Genomic DNA, 14670 nt, shown 5'->3' with positions numbered 1-14670 from the left:
CTGACCTCGGCTCAGCTGAAGGGCCTGACGGAAACCCAGCTTGGCGCTCTGACCACCACCGACATGGCTGAGTTCACCGAGACCCAGCTGAAGGGCCTGACCTCGACCCAGCTGAGCCAGTTGGGCACGGACAATCTGTCTGCTCTGAACAGCACGCAGTTCGGCGCGCTGAGCTCACAGCAGATCGCTGGCCTGACCACCGAGCAGATCGCCAACCTGACGGCGACTGACATCGGCGAGTTCTCGTCGACGCAGATCAAGGGCCTGACTGCCACTCAGATCGAGAATCTCACCACTGAGAACCTCTCGGCTCTGAACAGCACCCAGGCTTCGGCGCTGACGGCGACGCAGATCAAGGCTCTGACGGAGACGCAGATCGATGCGCTGACCACCACCGACATCGGTGAGCTGACCTCGACGCAGATTGGCGCCTTCACGGCGACGCAGCTGGCTGGCTTCGACAGTACCCAGTTCGAGGCTCTGACGCCGACGCAGTTGGCTGGGCTGACCTCGGCGCAGATCTCGGGGCTGAGCACTGAGACCATCGCTGGTCTGTCGACCTCGGTGATCGGCAACCTGACTGCGACGCAGGTGAAGGGCCTGACGACCGAGCAGATCCAGAATCTGGAGAGCACGCAGTTCACGGCTCTGAGCACCACGGCACTGGCGAGCCTGGCCGCGACGCAATTGGCGGCGGTGACCACCGAAGCCCTGTCGGCGTTGAACTCGACGCAGTTCCAGGCGCTCTCGTCGACTCAGATCGGCAGCTTGACCACAACGCAGATCGAGAACCTGACCGCCACCGACATCGGTGAGTTCACATCGACCCAGCTTAAGGGCCTGACGGCGCTCCAGGTGCAGGCGCTCACGACCGAGAACGTCTCGCAGCTGTCGTCTGATCAGGTGGCTGGCCTGGGAGCGATCCAGATCAAGGCGCTGACCGCGACCCAGCTGGAGAACCTGACCACCACCGATATGGGTGAGTTCTCGTCCACGCAGATCGGCTTGCTGACTTCGGCTCAGCTGGGCGCTCTCGGGTCGAGCAACTTCAACCAGCTGACCTCGGACCAGGTGGCGGCTCTGACCTCCACCCAGATGTCGGGCCTGACCGCGACCCAGATCGAGAACCTGACCACCACCGACATCGGTGAGTTCGCTCCGACTCAGATCGCGGGTATCTCCACTACGGCCATCCAGTTGCTGTCTACGGAGAACATCCTGGCTATGACTGCCACTCAGGCTAATGCCTTCACGCAGGCGCAAGTCGCTGCGCTCAGCGACGAGCAGGTTGAGGCCTGGATCCAGGCCCTGGCCTAAGCCGACGGCTTGAGGGGAGGCGAGATATCCGATTTGATATCTTGCCTCCCCGAAAAGCTTCACGTACTCATGCTGTAGAGATTTGACCCGCCATTCCCGTGGAATGCCGGCGGGAATGCTGCGGCGGAATATGGGGTTGAGATGGGCGGCGAAGAATTTGAGGCGTTACTTGTTCGGTTGTCGCAACAGCCATTTCCCATTGCCCAGGTCATCGACGCCGCGACCAAACTGCAAGCAGTCGGACAGATCGATCGTGCCGTGCTGCTGTATCGGATGTGGGCAAAGTTCAATCCGAACGACCCATTCCTGTATGTGATCTATTTCAATCTGGGTACGACGCTTTCGAACCGTGGCGATCTTGCTGGCGCCAAGGACGCGTTTGAAGAGGCGATCAAGCTCAAGCCTGATTTCTTCCCGCCCTACATCAATCTCGGCGGCGTGTGGGAGCGCGCCGGCAAGACCGACGAAGCCATCAAGACCTGGCTGGGCGTCGTCAATCAGCTCGAGGCGATCACCGGCAACGGGCTGAACTTCAAGACGATGGCCATAAAGCAGATTGGCCGTGTCCTGGAGGGCAATCAGAAGCATGCCGAGGCCGAACTTATCCTTCGCCAGGGCCTCAGTCTGGATCAGAACCAGCTTGACGTGGCCCAGCACTACCTGGCTTTGCGTATGGTGCAATGCGAATGGCCGATCGTGCAGCCTTGGGAAGGGGTGAGCCGCAAGGCCCTGATGAAGGGGTTCAGCCCGCTATCCATCGCCGCCTATACGGACGATCCGATTTTACATCTGGGTGTTTCTGCCGCTTATAACCGCACCATCGAAGATCCCCCGGCGGATACCGAATACCTGTGGCAGCAGGTCGAGCGGCGCCCGTCGGACCGGCTGCGGATCGGTTATCTGTCTTCCGACCTGCGCCATCACGCCATCGGCTTCCTTACTGCGGAAGTCTTCGAATTGCATGACCGCAGCAAGGTGGAGGTCTTCGCTTACTACTGCGGCATTCCGCCTGAGGACAATATCAAGACACGCATCCGGAATGCGGTCGAGCACTGGGTCGACATCTCCGGCATGGACGACCAGACGGCGGCCAAGCGCATTGCCGAGGACAACATCGACATTTTGGTGGACGTCAACGGCTATACCCGCGATGCCCGCACGCGGGTGCTGGCCTTCCGTCCGGCGCCGATCATCGTGAACTGGCTGGGCTTCCCCGGCACGATGGCGAGCCCGTATCACCACTACATCCTCGCGGATGACTGGATCATCCCGAAAGAGTCCGAGATCTATTACACGGAAAAGGTCCTGCGCCTGCCGTGCTATCAGCCCAATGACCGCAAGCGCCTCATCGCGCCGGAGACGCCGACCCGTGCAAGCGTCGGCCTTCCCGAAGATGCGATCGTCTACTGCAGCTTCAACGGCAGCCAGAAGATCACGCGCTTCACCTTCGACCGCTGGATGACCATCCTTGAGAAGGTGCCGAACAGCGTTCTGTGGCAGTTGAGCGCGTCCGAAAATCTGAACGAGCGCCTGCGCACGTTGGCGGCGGAGCGCGGGATCGATCCGAACCGGCTGATCTTCGCGCCGAAGATCGCCAATCCTGCCCATCTTGCCCGCTATCCTCTGGCGGATCTGTTCCTCGACAGCTTCCCCTATGGCGCCCATACGACGGCATCGGATGCTCTGTGGATGGGTGTGCCCGTGCTCACCTTCTCGGGGCGCAGCTTTGCCTCGCGTGTCTGCGGCAGCCTTGTGCGCGCCGCCAACCTGCCGGAACTCGTCTGCGATGGGCCGGAGGATTTCGTCAAACGCGCGATTGCGCTCGGCCACGACCGCGAGACCTTGCGCCGTTATCGCGAGAAACTGGTGCAGAACCGTGACAAATGCGTCCTCTTCGACATGGACGGTCATGTCCGCGCCCTGGAAGGCCTTTTTCAGCAGATGTGGCAGGAATTCCAGGACGGCAATCTGCCGCAGCCAGATCTGACCAATCTCGACATCTACCATGAGGTGGCGATCGAGGAAGATCACGAGACGCGTGAAATGCTGTCGATCGAAGACTACAATGACTTTTACCGTGAGAAGCTGGCGCGTCGGCACAAGTTCCGTCCGATCCCGGAGGACAAGCGCCTTTGGACGCAGCCAGCGAGCAAGACTGCTACGACTAAAGGAATACGGCCCAAGAAACGCGCTGTCTGATTGCCATTGATTGGGCAGGCCACAGCCACTTGAGAGGAACTGATATGCAGCCATCCATTGGGGGCGGGAGCGCAGGCCTCGATATCGGCAAGACCGCTGCTTCATTGATCCGTCATCACGGCCGCAAGGCCGCCAAGGTCGCAGCTTCTCGCGCCAACAAGCTGGCGGAAGAGGGGGATCGCGAGGGAGCCATGGAATGGCTGCGCATCTCCGAAGCCGTGCTGGCGATGAGCAAGGCGCAGAATCCTGCATCCTGAGCCAGCCGCTGCGCTGACGCGGTGCCGCATAAGTTGTTGAATAAAACGGATTATGCCCTGGGTGCATTTGCCCTAGGTCAATGTCTGCCGGACCGGCATGGGCCATAATGGTCGGCAAGAAGAGGCATCCATGGCCGCCGATCGACCGTCAACCGCTGCCGGCAATATACCCGCCGCCGCTGCATCCCAGCCGGCGCCGAAAGCCGCGCCTGCGCTCGATGCGCATGAGGAGGCGACTGATCTGCCGCTGGACCGGCTGCTGAACGCCAGTTTGGCTTATTTCACGCACGGCCTTTCGCCGGCATCCTTGCTGGGTGCCTATATGGATTGGGCGGTTCATCTGGCGCATGCGCCGGGCAAGCAGACTGAGCTGGTGCGCAAGGCCATCCGCAAGATGATCCGCTTCCAGCTTTATGCGGCAACCTGTGCGCTCGGCCAGAAGGATGGTGCGCCCTGCATCCAGCCGCTGGCGCAGGACCGGCGTTTCTCCGCGCCGGAATGGCAGCAATTCCCGTTCAACCTGATCTATCAGGGCTTCCTGCTGCAGCAGCAGTGGTGGCACAACGCGACCACCGGCATACGCGGCGTGTCGCGTCATCATTCGGATGTGGTGTCGTTCACCGCGCGGCAGATTCTCGACGTCTTCTCGCCCAGCAATTTCCTGCTCACCAATCCCGTGGCGCTGAAGCGCACGATGGAGGAGAAGGGCTTCAACCTGCTGCGCGGCTGGCGCAACATCATCGAGGACATGCAGCGCGCCGCAACCGGACTGCCGCCGGCCGGTGCTGAGGCCTTCAAGGTCGGCGAGAATCTCGCCGTCACTGAAGGGCAGGTGGTCTATCGCAACCGCCTGATCGAGCTGATCCAGTATGCGCCGAAGACGCCGAAGGTTCATGCCGAACCGATCCTGATCGTGCCGGCCTGGATCATGAAATATTACATCCTCGACCTGTCGCCGAAGAATTCGCTGGTGCGCTATCTGGTCGAGAAGGGTCACACCGTCTTCATCATTTCGTGGAAAAATCCGACCTATGCGGACCGCGATCTCGGGATGGAGGATTACCGCCGGCTTGGCGTCATGGCCGCGCTGGATGCCATCAACGCGATCTGCCCTGATCGCAAGGTCCATGGCGTCGGCTATTGCCTGGGCGGCACCTTGCTCACCATCGCAGCTGCCGCGATGGCGCGCGAAGAGGACGAGCGGCTGGCAAGTCTGACACTGCTGGCGGCGCAGACCGATTTCAGCGAAGCGGGCGAAATCTCGCTGTTCATCGATGAAAGCCAGGTCAGCTTCCTCGAAGACATGATGTGGGAGCGCGGCTTCCTCGATACCAAGCAGATGGCTGGCGCATTCCAGCTCCTGCGCTCCAACGACCTGATCTGGTCGCGCATCGTCAACGAATACATCGCCGGCGAGCGCCAGCCGATGAACGATCTGATGGCCTGGAATGCCGATCAGACCCGCATGCCCTACAAGATGCACAGCGAATATCTGCGCAAGCTGTTCTTGCGCAACGATCTGGCGGAGGGGCGTTACCGGGTCGATGGCCATCCGATCGCGATCAGCGACATCCGCGTGCCGATCTTCGCGGTCGGCACGGTCTGGGATCACGTCGCGCCCTGGCATTCGGTTTTCAAAATCATCCGCCTGGCCGATACGGACGTGACCTTCCTGCTGACCAGCGGCGGCCACAATGCCGGCATCGTCAGCGAGCCCGGCCACGGCAATCGGCGCTTCCGCATGGCGCATCGGGGCATGCGCGACGGCTACATCGATCCCGATCGCTGGGTGGCGCAGACCCCGGAACAGCCCGGTTCCTGGTGGCCCGCCTGGCAGGGCTGGCTGGTCAACCATTCCAGCGGGCAGGACATCGCGCCGCCTGCCATGGGGAACGCAAAAAGGGGCTATTTGCCGCTCATGCCAGCGCCGGGCAGCTACGTCTTCGGCAGCTAGTCGGCCGAGGCTGAGGTACTGCCGGACTGCCGCAGCCAGATCTGGGTGCGGCCAAGCAGGGGCGTGCCGAGATAGCCACGCACTCGCAGCCGCTCGCCGTTATCCGTCAGGCTGATCTTGGCGTTGTAGATCTTGCCGCTTTGCGGGTCGAGGACCGCCCCGCCAGCCCAGCTATCGGCGCCGTCCGGCACTAGGCCCCAGAGGAAGATCATGCCGATAATCGGCTGATTTTGGCGTTCGCCTTCACATTGCTGACATAAAGGGGCAGGATCTTCGCCGGGGCGGGGGAAGATCTTGAGGATGCGGCCCTGCAGTTCGCTGCCCACCTGGCGGATTTCGACGATGCTGCGCTCCGTATTCGTCTCATCGTCAATGGTTTTCCATTGCCCCACCGGTGACAGGGCATTTGTGGTCTGCGCGGGAGCCTGGGCAGCCGTAAAAATCAGCAGGGCGGCGCCGAAGCAAGCGCCTAGATTAAGGACTGTGCGGCGCGGCATGATGGTTCTCCCGAAAAGTAATCCCTTAATGTCAATTTGGACGGATCGATCCCGGCTTCAAGCTACTATAGTGTGACGACGGACAGGAGGGTGACGGCATGACCGAGCAGACCACCGGCTCACAATTCCGCCTTGGGATCGGCGCTGCCGACGACTGGCGCATGGCGGTCGATGCCTGCCTGCTTCAGCTGATGCCGCTATCCGATGCGGCCAATGTCGGCTTCGTCTATGTCAGCGATCGCATGGCCGACCAGTTGCCGCGCATCATGCGGCGCTTAAGCGACGCCACCGGCATCGAAGCCATGATCGCCGCCTGCGGCTACAGCATCGCCGCTGGCGCTACGGAATACTGCGACGAACCGGTCGTGGCCTGCCTGATCGGTTCCGTCCCGCCCGGCGCTGCGACCCTGTTCCGCAGCCCCGTCGAGCGGCCGCAGGGCTGGCTTGGCGTGCTTCATGCCGATCCTCAGGTGCCGGCGCTGCCGGAACTGATCGAGGATTTCGCCGAGGCCTGCGGCGCTTATCTCGTCGGCGGCCTGGTTGCCGCGCGCGGCCCGCGGCCGCAATGGGCGGGCAAGCCGGTCGAAGGCGGCGCCTCCGGCCTCATGTTCTCCGAAGACCAACCGATCCTCACAGGGCTTACGCAAGGCTGTGCCCAGGTTGGCGATGTGCATCAAATCACCGCCGCCGACGGCAACGTCGTCCTCGAATTGAACAACCGCCCAGCCTACGACGTGCTGCGCGATTGTTTCGCCGTGGAATCGCTGCAGGATCTGCGCAAGCTCACCACCGGACTGATGGTCGGCCTGCCGATCAGCGGCGCCGACCGGCCGGACTACATGGTACGCAACATCGTCGGCGTCGATCCGCAGGCCGGCGGCATTGCCGTCGGCGCCATGATGGAGGAGGGCGACAGCATCTTCTTCTGCCGCCGTGATGTCGAAAGCGCAGGCCGCGACATGGACCGCATGTTGAGCGACCTCAAGCGGCGCTGCGGTGACCGCATGCCGCGCGGCGCTCTGTGGTATTCCTGCATGGCGCGCTGCCAGGATCAGTTCGTCCGCGAGCCGGGCGAGCTTGCCCGCATCCAGGCGGTCTTCCCCGATCTGCCGCTGGTCGGCATGTATTGTGGCGGCGAGATCGCGCAGTCCCGCCTCTATGGCTATACCGGCGTGCTGACGCTCTTCCTTTAACTCACGGCTGCAGCACGATGCGGCCCACCACTTGGCCGGCCTTCAGGGCGGTGAGCGAGTCTGTCGCCTGATCCAGCGGCCGCGTCGTGATTGGCAGCGAGGGCAGCGAGGTTTTCTGGGCCAGCGCCAGCAGTTCGCGCATCTCATCCAGGCCGCCGACGTAAGAGCCGCTGATGCGCAGCCCCTTCATCACATGCAGTCCCAGCGATAGCGTCACGGCGCCGCCCAGCAATCCGACGCTGACCAGATGGCCACCCTTGCGCAGCACGCCGTAAGCGAATTCGAAGCTGGCACCGGAGCCAGCGAAATCGACAGCGGCCATCACGCCGCCGGTGGCTTTGAGCAGCGCCTTGACAGCGCCCTCGGCACGCGGATCGACGGCATCTTTTGCGCCGAGCTGCATGGCGGCGGCGCGTTTGGCCGGATCGAGATCGGCCACGATGGGCGCCTGGCCGGTCACGACCTTGGCCAGCGCCACGGCATTCAGCCCAACGCCGCCAGCGCCGACGATCAGCAATTCATGATGATCCGCCAGCCGGCCGATCTTCTTGAGCGCCGAATAGGCTGTCAGCCCCGAACAGGCATAGGTGGAAGCGAGGCTTGGTTCGAGCTCGCCGAAATCGAGCAGATAGCGCTCGTCCGGCACCAGCACATGGCTGGCATAGCCGCCATCGGCGAAGATGCCGATGGCCTTCTGCGCGCCGGCGCAGAGATGCTCCATGCCGTCACGGCAGGGCGGGCAGGTGCCGCAGCCGATCCAGGGAAACACCACCCGGCGCGCACCGGTGGAAATCGACGCCTCGGACCCGGCGGCGGCCACAGTCCCGACGATCTCATGACCCAGCGTCAGGGGCAGCAGCGCACCGTTATTGGCCGCCACGATCCGCCTGCCATTGCCGAGGTCGAAATACCCGTCCCAGATATGCAGATCGCTGTGACAGACGCCGCATCGCTCGACCTTGATCAGCACCTCCCTGCCGCGAGGTTCGGGCAGGGGCTTTTCTGTCAGGGCGAGCGGCTTGCCGAATTCGGCCACTTGATAGCAGCGTAGCATGGGCGTCCTCCTTTCCCACGATGCTACGGAGATGCGCGGGCTGGTGTCCAGCGCGCAAACCGGTAAACTCGGAACAAGGGAGGACGCGATCCATGACGATGCTGCAACGCCTGTTCGATTTGTCCGGCCAGGTAGCCCTGATCACCGGTGCTTCCCGCGGCTTCGGCCTGGAATTCGCCAAGTTGTTCGCCGAGGCCGGCGCCACCGTGATCATCAACGGCCGCCACCCGGAAACCCTGCAGACGGCTGCCGATGTCGTCCGCCGCCATGGCGCGGTCGATATCGCTGCGTTCGACGTTGCCAACATTCCCGCCGGCGAGGCTGCCATCGAGGCCATCGAGAAGACCCACGGAAAGCTCGACATCCTGATCAACAATGCGGGCATCAACATCCGCAAGCCTCTGGCTGAGCTGACGCTCGACGACTGGCGCAGTGTCATCGATGTCGATCTCACCGCTGCTTACGCGCTGTCACGCCGGGCGGCCTTAGGCATGGTCAAGCGCGGTCATGGCCGCATCATCAATATCGGCTCGGTGCTGTCGGTGAAGGGGCGGGCCAGCATCCCAGCCTATACGGCGGCCAAGCATGGCATCGCCGGTCTGACCAAATCCTTTGCCGCCGAACTCGGCGTCTCCGGCGTAACCTGCAACGCCATAGCGCCGGGTTATTTCGAAACCGAGATCAATCGCGACTTGATGGCCAACGAGGCCTTCGTCAAATTCGTCAACGACCGCACGCCGCTGCGCCGCTGGGGCAAGCCGGAAGAGCTTGCCGGCGCCGCGCTGTTCCTCGCCTCGCCGGCGGCCTCTTACGTCAACGGCCATGTATTGGCGGTCGATGGCGGCATGACCACGACGATCTGAGCGTGATCGGCGCAGCATAAGCACACCAAGAAAGAACAAGAGTGAATAAGCGGAACCGAATAAGAAAAACAGGGGGATCATGAGCGAAGACTTGTGCTATTTGACAGCCGCCGAACTCGCCGATGCCTATCGGGCTGGGCGCCTGTCTCCGGTCGAAGCGACGCAGGCTCTGCTGAAGCGGATCGAGGCGGTCAATCCTATCGTCAACGCCTATAACCTCGTCGATCCCGAAGCTGCGCTGCGCGACGCACGGGCATCCGAAGCGCGCTGGAAGGCAGGCAAGCCGCTCAGCCCCATCGATGGCGTTGCAGCCTCGATCAAGGACATCATCCTCACCAAAGGCTGGCCAACCTTGCGCGGCTCCAAGACCGTCGATCCCAACCAGTCGTGGGATGAGGATGCGCCCGTAACCGCGCGTCTGCGCGAAGCGGGCTGCGTGATCATCGGCAAGACCACTTCGCCGGAAATGGGCTGGAAAGGCGTGACGGATTCGCCGCTCACCGGCATCACGCGCAATCCCTGGAACATCAGCACCACGCCCGGCGGTTCGTCCGGCGGCGCCTCGGCGCAGGTAGCGGCAGGCCTCGGACCGCTGGCAGTCGGCACCGATGGCGGCGGCTCTATCCGCATCCCGGCGGGCTTTACAGGCATCACTGGCCTGAAGCCGAGCTTCGGCCGCGTTCCAGCTGCGCCGCTCAGTCCATTCGGCACCGTGGCGCATCTTGGTCCTATGACGCGCACCGTGCGCGACGCCGCGCTGATGCTGCGGGAGATGGCGAAACCGGACGTGCGCGACTGGTTCTCGCTGCCGTACCAGGATATCGATTACACGGCGAATTTGTCTGACGGCGTGAAGGGATTGAAGATCGCCTACAGCCCGACGCTTGGTTACGCCAAGGTCGATCCGGAAATCTTCGCGGCCGTCGATGCTGCCGCCAAGCAGTTCGCTGCGCTGGGCGCGATTGTCGAACAGGTCGATCCCGGTTTCGCCGATCCTGTCGAGATCTTCCACATTCATTGGTTCCTTGGCGCCTACAACGCAACCTTGACGCTGCCAAAGGAAAAGTTCGCGCTGCTAGATCCGGGCCTGGCAAAAACCGTGGAAGCTGGCGCTTCGTACACCACGAAGGACTATCTGCTGGCGCAGACCGAACGCAGCAAGCTGGGCGTGGTGATGCGGCGCTTCCATCAGACTTACGATCTGCTGCTGACGCCAAGCCTTGCGGTGCTGCCGTTCACCGCCGGGCGGCTGGCACCGGAAGCCATGGGCGATGCCTATTGGACGGCTTGGACGCCATTCACCTATCCCTTCAACCTGACCCAGCAACCGGCCATCTCCGTGTCCTGCGGCTTCTCGCAATCCGGATTGCCCATCGGGCTGCAGCTGGTCGGCCCGATGCACCGCGAGGATCTGGTGCTGCGCGCGGCTGCGGCTTATGAAGCAACAGTCGATTGGCACAAGCACCGTCCAAAGCTGCCTGCATGAGCTATAACGCCGTCCTTTTGAGCGTTTCCGAAATGGCCGAGGCCGACCGCCGCACCATCGCGGGTGGCGTGCCGGGTCTCGACCTGATGGAAGCTGCGGGGGCGGCGGTGGCGCGCATCGTGCAGCGCTATCATCCGCGTGGGTCCGTTTTGGTGCTCTGCGGTCCAGGCAATAACGGCGGTGATGGATTTGTCGCTGCACGCCTTCTGGCGAATGCCGGCCGGCAGGTGACGGTTGCCTTGCTGGGCGTGCGCGATGCGCTCAAAGGCGATGCGGCCGTGATGGCACGGCGCTGGTCGGGATTGGTGGTGAACGCCACGCCTGTTCAGGTCATGCAGGGCGACGTGATCGTCGATGCCTTGTTCGGCGCCGGCCTCAGCAAGCCGCTTGCGGGAATGGCGCGCAGCCTCGTCGAAGCCATCAATGAATCCGGCCGGCCGGTGGTTGCTGTCGACCTGCCCAGCGGCCTGCATGGCGATGACGGGCAGCCACGCGGCACGGCGGTCAAGGCCGAGCGTACAGTGACGTTCTTCCGGCTCAAGCCCGGACATCTGCTGCTGCCCGGCCGGCAGTTCTGCGGCGAAGTGCATGTGGCGGATATCGGCATTCCCGATACGGTGCTCACCTCCATTCAGCCGCGGCAATGGCAGAATGATCCGTCCGTCTGGCGGCATCTTTTCCCGCGGCTGCGCAGCGACGGGCATAAGTACGCGCGCGGCCATGTGCTGGTGCGAGGCGGCGCTTTGGCTGGCGCGGCCTGCCTGGCCGGTCACGCGGCCTTGCGGATCGGTGCCGGCCTCGTGACGCTGGCACAGCCCGAAGCGGCGATGGCGCAAGGTGGCGGGCCCGATGCCTTGATGCGTCTGCGCTGCGAGGGTATGCCCGACTGGCGGGCGGCGATTGCCGATCCACGCCGCAACGTGTTGCTGCTGGGGCCGGGCAATGGTGCCAGCGAGGCCACGCGCATAGCTGTCTGCGCGGCGCTGGCAACGAGGCGTGGCGTGGTGATCGATGCCGATGCGCTGACGGCGTTTTCAGGCAACCCAAAGCGGCTTTTCGACGCCATCGATGGCCCGGCCATTCTCACGCCGCATGAAGGCGAATACGCTCGCCTGTTTCCAGATGTGCCCAAGGACCTCGGCAAGCTGGAGCGCGCGCGCCAGGCGGCGCGGCAGAGCGGGGCGGTGGTGATCCTCAAAGGCGCCGATACGGTGATCGCTGCGCCGCCTGAAGGCAAACGGCCGGGCAGGGCAGTGATCAATATCAATGCGCCGCCCGATCTTGCCACTGCCGGCACCGGCGATGTGCTGGCCGGTTTCTGCGCGGGCCTGCTGGCGCAGGGCATGCCGACTTTTGAAGCGGCATGCGCCGCCGTCTGGCTGCATGGCGCCGCTGCGCGCGAGGCAGGTCCCGGCTTGATTGCCGACGACCTGCCGCTTTCGGTCAGAAGCTCGCTGAGGACGTTGCGGGGGGCGTAGCCGTCTCGTTCTCGATCAGCGTCTTGGCGTATTCCAGGGCCGTAGAGAGGTTCGGCATCAGCGCATCTTTCCCGATCCAGGCGGTCAGGCCCATCTCGGTCATGATCCGCAGAGGCTGGGGCTGTACGCGGGTGAGCAGCACCTTGGTGCCACGCAGCTTGTTCTTCTCGATGAAGCCGATCAGCGCATCCACGCCGCTGGCGTCGATTAGCGGCACATTGCCCATGCGCAGGATGAAGACCTTCGGTGGCGCTTCGATCTGGTCGAGAATGTCGGCCAGCTTGGCAGTGATGCCGAAGAAGAACGGCCCGCTGATCTCGAAGACCTCGACGCCCTTCGGCACATGCAACGCAGCCAGCGCCTTCGCGCCGGCCTCCGTTTCGGCGCGCCGCGCCAGATCGGCACCGCCGACGGGCGTAACATCCGTCGTCTCGACCATGCGCCGGATGAAGACCAGCGCCGCCAGCACAATACCGACTTCCAGTGCCACGGTGATGTCGATCAGCACGGTCAGCAGGAAGGTCACCGCCAGAACGAGTTGATCGCCGCGCGGCGCACGCACGAAATGGCGCAGGCGCTCGATCTCGCTCATGTTCCAGGCGACGATCACCAGAACGCCCGCCAAAGCCGCCAGCGGCACCAGCCCGGCCAGCGGCGCCAGCAGCCACATGAACAGCAGCAGGAAGACGGCATGCAGCATGCCGGAGACGGGCGTCTGCGCCCCGGCCTTGATGTTGGTGGCGGTGCGCGCCAGCGCGCCGGTGGCGGGCAGTCCGGCGAACAGCGCCGAAGCCATGTTGGCGACGCCCTGGCCGATCAGTTCGATGTTGGAGCGATGGCGCCGGCCGGTCATGCCATCGGCGATGACGCAGGACAGCAGGCTCTCGATGCCGGCTAGCAGCGCGATGGTTATCGCGCTCGGCAGCAGGTCATACATTCGCGCCCAGGAAAGTCCCTGCGGCAGTTCCGGCGTCGGCAGGTGATTGGGGATGGCACCGAAGCGGCCTTCGATGGTCTCCACCGGCAGATTTGCCAGATGCACGATCAGGGTCGCGGCGACCACGCCGATCAGCATGCCGGGCCAGCTCGGCTTGAAGCGGCGCACCAGAACGATCACCACCAGGGTGAACAGCGCGATCGCGGTGCTGGCGGCATCGAAGCTCGGCGCCGCCTCGGCATAGGCGCTCCACTTGGCGATGAAGTCGGCCGGCACCTTGGCCATGTCGAGGCCGAAAAAATCCTTGATCTGGGTCGACAGGATGGTCAACGCGATGCCGGCGGTGAAGCCGGTCACCACGGGGTAGGGGATGAACTTGATCAGATTGCCGAGCCGCAGCGCGCCAAACACGATCAGCATGGCGCCGGCCATCAGCGTGGCAATCACCAGGCCGTCGAAGCCATGCTTTTCGATCACGCCGTAGACAACAATAACGAAGGCGGCGGTCGGTCCGCCGATCTGGTGCCGGCTGCCACCCAGCGCGGAGATCAGGAAGCCGGCGACGATGGCAGTGTAGAGGCCCTTGTCGGGCGTGGTGCCGGAGGCGATGGCGATGGCCATGGCCAGCGGCAGGGCAACAATGGCGACGGTGAGCCCGGCGAGGGCGTCCTGGCGCAAGGTGCTCAGGCGGTAGCCTTCCTGCAGGGCACTGATCGATTTTGGTACGAACATGACGGTGGGCTCGCGAGGGACGGCCGGTCTCCAGGGGCGAGATGTCGCCGCGGCGGGTCGTCTGTGGGTACTATAATACCGCTACTAGGAGCTTCAATATGCAAAAACGGAAGCTTCCCTATGCAAAAGCGTGCAAACAGGCCGCCGATCATCCTGCCGGAACCGGCCGGAATCAAATTCAATCGAGAGCCATTTCCGACTGGGGCGGTTGTTAACCCTTTCCGGGCAGAAATAACTGCCCGGTTTGAAGCCAGGGATTGAGACCTGAGGTCAGGACTTGAGACCTGAGGTCAGGGCTTGAGGGTGGTGCCCGCATCATGATCCGCGTCTTCATCGGTTACAGCCGGGCCGCGCCGGTCGCCTCCAGCGTCGCCGCGCTCAGCATCAACCGCCGCCCGCATCACGAGCTGCAATCCACCGACCTTTCCTTCTCCTGCTTCCTGGCGCCGTTCCTGTGCGATTTCCGGGCTGGGCGACGACAGCCTGATCGGCGAACTCCCGCACCGCTGGAACCATCTGGCCGATTACGACCCTTATGATCCGGAGGCCTCGATCGTGCATTACACGATCGGCGGCCCGTCCTATGAGGAATTCCGCGACTGCAGCTATAGCGCCGAATGGTTCGCCGAGCGCTAGGCGATGCTGCACTGCGGCCAGTGGCCCCGCCAGCAGTCGGTGAAAATCCTTGCAAAAACAGGCACCT

At 63.4% G+C, this 14670-nt stretch carries 11 protein-coding genes and 1 pseudogene; 9 read left to right on the top strand and 3 right to left on the bottom strand.

The features are described from left to right. The 4 genes and pseudogenes from Q0603_RS04365 to Q0603_RS04350 all read left to right on the top strand — a co-directional run. A pseudogene (locus tag Q0603_RS04365) lies at nucleotides 1–1317 on the top strand (heme utilization protein); the annotation flags it as partial. A 177-nt stretch (nucleotides 1318–1494) separates the two neighbouring features. Then, nucleotides 1495–3516 (top strand): tetratricopeptide repeat protein, encoded by a 2022-nt coding sequence (locus tag Q0603_RS04360; protein ID WP_298722611.1) that lies wholly within the window; start codon nucleotides 1495–1497, stop codon nucleotides 3514–3516. 44 nt (nucleotides 3517–3560) lie between these two features. Then, the gene (locus Q0603_RS04355) at nucleotides 3561–3773 is read left to right on the top strand and encodes a hypothetical protein (RefSeq protein WP_298722608.1); all 213 of its coding nucleotides are present in this window, start codon (nucleotides 3561–3563) and stop codon (nucleotides 3771–3773) included. A gap of 130 nt (nucleotides 3774–3903) precedes the next feature. Next, nucleotides 3904–5727 carry an alpha/beta fold hydrolase gene (locus Q0603_RS04350; RefSeq protein ID WP_298722604.1) on the top strand — a complete coding sequence of 608 codons (1824 nt, stop codon included), beginning with the start codon at nucleotides 3904–3906 and terminating at the stop codon, nucleotides 5725–5727. Here Q0603_RS04350 and Q0603_RS04345 read toward each other — a convergent pair. Beyond that, a complete protein-coding gene (locus Q0603_RS04345; RefSeq protein WP_298722601.1) occupies nucleotides 5724–6224 on the bottom strand; it encodes a DUF2147 domain-containing protein in 501 nt (166 codons plus the stop codon). The two genes, Q0603_RS04350 and Q0603_RS04345, sit on opposite strands and share 4 nt — an antisense overlap. A gap of 98 nt (nucleotides 6225–6322) precedes the next feature. Here Q0603_RS04345 and Q0603_RS04340 point away from each other — a divergent pair, with 98 nt between their 5' ends. After that, a complete protein-coding gene (locus Q0603_RS04340; protein ID WP_298722598.1) occupies nucleotides 6323–7417 on the top strand; it encodes an FIST C-terminal domain-containing protein in 1095 nt (364 codons plus the stop codon). A 1-nt stretch (nucleotide 7418) separates the two neighbouring features. Here Q0603_RS04340 and Q0603_RS04335 read toward each other — a convergent pair whose 3' ends face one another. After that, a complete protein-coding gene (locus Q0603_RS04335) occupies nucleotides 7419–8471 on the bottom strand; it encodes an alcohol dehydrogenase (RefSeq protein WP_298722596.1) in 1053 nt (350 codons plus the stop codon). A 92-nt stretch (nucleotides 8472–8563) separates the two neighbouring features. Here Q0603_RS04335 and Q0603_RS04330 point away from each other — a divergent pair, with 92 nt between their 5' ends. The 3 genes from Q0603_RS04330 to Q0603_RS04320 all read left to right on the top strand — a co-directional run bounded on the left by Q0603_RS04330 (nucleotide 8564) and on the right by Q0603_RS04320 (nucleotide 12298). Then, the gene (locus tag Q0603_RS04330) at nucleotides 8564–9334 is read left to right on the top strand and encodes an SDR family oxidoreductase (protein ID WP_298722594.1); all 771 of its coding nucleotides are present in this window, start codon (nucleotides 8564–8566) and stop codon (nucleotides 9332–9334) included. A gap of 79 nt (nucleotides 9335–9413) precedes the next feature. After that, entirely contained in the window at nucleotides 9414–10820 is a 1407-nt protein-coding gene (locus Q0603_RS04325; RefSeq protein ID WP_298722592.1) for an amidase, read from the top strand. Then, a complete protein-coding gene (locus tag Q0603_RS04320) occupies nucleotides 10817–12298 on the top strand; it encodes an NAD(P)H-hydrate dehydratase (RefSeq protein ID WP_298722589.1) in 1482 nt (493 codons plus the stop codon). The genes Q0603_RS04325 and Q0603_RS04320 overlap by 4 nt, the downstream gene beginning before the upstream one ends. Here Q0603_RS04320 and sulP read toward each other — a convergent pair. After that, complete coding sequence (sulP, locus tag Q0603_RS04315) at nucleotides 12264–13967, bottom strand: sulfate permease (RefSeq protein ID WP_298722587.1); 1704 nt, start codon at nucleotides 13965–13967, stop codon at nucleotides 12264–12266. The two genes, Q0603_RS04320 and sulP, sit on opposite strands and share 35 nt — an antisense overlap. Nucleotides 13968–14284: 317 nt before the next feature. Between sulP and Q0603_RS04310 the strand changes: the two genes are divergently transcribed. Continuing rightward, the gene (locus Q0603_RS04310; RefSeq protein ID WP_298722585.1) at nucleotides 14285–14506 is read left to right on the top strand and encodes a hypothetical protein; all 222 of its coding nucleotides are present in this window, start codon (nucleotides 14285–14287) and stop codon (nucleotides 14504–14506) included. The last annotated feature ends 164 nt before the right edge of the window (nucleotides 14507–14670 follow it).

This window comes from uncultured Ferrovibrio sp., assembly GCF_937960835.1.
Lineage (GTDB): Bacteria > Pseudomonadota > Alphaproteobacteria > Ferrovibrionales > Ferrovibrionaceae > Ferrovibrio.
This window is presented reverse-complemented; position numbering and strand designations above follow the sequence as displayed.

Excerpts from the sequence above, each read along its gene's own strand:
- Q0603_RS04320 (WP_298722589.1), top strand. The coding sequence starts at position 10,817 with ATGAGCTATAACGCCGTCCTTTTGAGCGTTTCCGAAATGGCCGAGGCC.
- sulP (WP_298722587.1), bottom strand. The coding sequence starts at position 13,967 with ATGTTCGTACCAAAATCGATCAGTGCCCTGCAGGAAGGCTACCGCCTG.
- Q0603_RS04330 (WP_298722594.1), top strand. The coding sequence starts at position 8,564 with ATGACGATGCTGCAACGCCTGTTCGATTTGTCCGGCCAGGTAGCCCTG.
- Q0603_RS04345 (WP_298722601.1), bottom strand. The coding sequence starts at position 6,224 with ATGCCGCGCCGCACAGTCCTTAATCTAGGCGCTTGCTTCGGCGCCGCC.
- Q0603_RS04325 (WP_298722592.1), top strand. The coding sequence starts at position 9,414 with ATGAGCGAAGACTTGTGCTATTTGACAGCCGCCGAACTCGCCGATGCC.
- Q0603_RS04310 (WP_298722585.1), top strand. The coding sequence starts at position 14,285 with ATGATCCGCGTCTTCATCGGTTACAGCCGGGCCGCGCCGGTCGCCTCC.
- Q0603_RS04335 (WP_298722596.1), bottom strand. The coding sequence starts at position 8,471 with ATGCTACGCTGCTATCAAGTGGCCGAATTCGGCAAGCCGCTCGCCCTG.
- Q0603_RS04350 (WP_298722604.1), top strand. The coding sequence starts at position 3,904 with ATGGCCGCCGATCGACCGTCAACCGCTGCCGGCAATATACCCGCCGCC.
- Q0603_RS04340 (WP_298722598.1), top strand. The coding sequence starts at position 6,323 with ATGACCGAGCAGACCACCGGCTCACAATTCCGCCTTGGGATCGGCGCT.
- Q0603_RS04355 (WP_298722608.1), top strand. The coding sequence starts at position 3,561 with ATGCAGCCATCCATTGGGGGCGGGAGCGCAGGCCTCGATATCGGCAAG.